Source organism: Paenibacillus sp. OT2-17, from assembly GCF_009827695.1.
GTDB classification, from domain to species: Bacteria; Bacillota; Bacilli; order Paenibacillales; family Paenibacillaceae; genus Paenibacillus; species Paenibacillus polymyxa_B.
On record NZ_WUDQ01001039.1, the window covers coordinates 1 to 555 of the forward strand.

Genomic DNA, 555 nt, shown 5'->3' on the forward strand with positions numbered 1-555 from the left:
CCCCATAGAGGCCAAATTACTTTCCGGTTTCTCCGGTTTCTCTGCAAATTCTGTGACACGCAGATCTTCATCGGCACTCATAACACCAAAACGGTGTGCTTCATCCCAAGGTACCTCCATGACAGAAATGGTAGCCGCAGCTCCTTTTTCCTTATGGAGGTTCAGCATTTCACGATAATTCATATAGTAAATATGATCACCGGATAAAATAAGCACATGCTCCGGATTTCGGCTGTCAATATATTCGATATTCTTATGAATAGCATCTGCCGTTCCTAAGTATTCAGCGTTACCTGTATTATAAGATGGAAGCAGGGTAATTCCTTTGTTATCTGTTTTTGTAAGACCCCATGGTGTTCCATCCCCGATATGTTCGTGCAAGGATTCTGCCTCATATTGCGTCAGTACACCTACAGTATCAATGTCTGAATTTACGCAGTTACTGAGAGGAAAATCGATGATCCGGTAATGACCGCCAAAAGGTACGGCGGGTTTTGCAATCGTTGAAGTAAGGGGAGCAAGACGGCGTCCCTCTCCGCCTGCCAGCAGCATGGC

Annotated in this window: 1 protein-coding gene; it reads right to left on the reverse strand. The window is 45.2% G+C overall.

Going from position 1 to position 555, the window contains the following annotated elements; genetic code table 11:
• Positions 1-555: sugar phosphate nucleotidyltransferase (locus tag GRP75_RS28925; RefSeq protein ID WP_272917265.1), on the reverse strand; the 555-nt coding region annotated here is incomplete at both ends.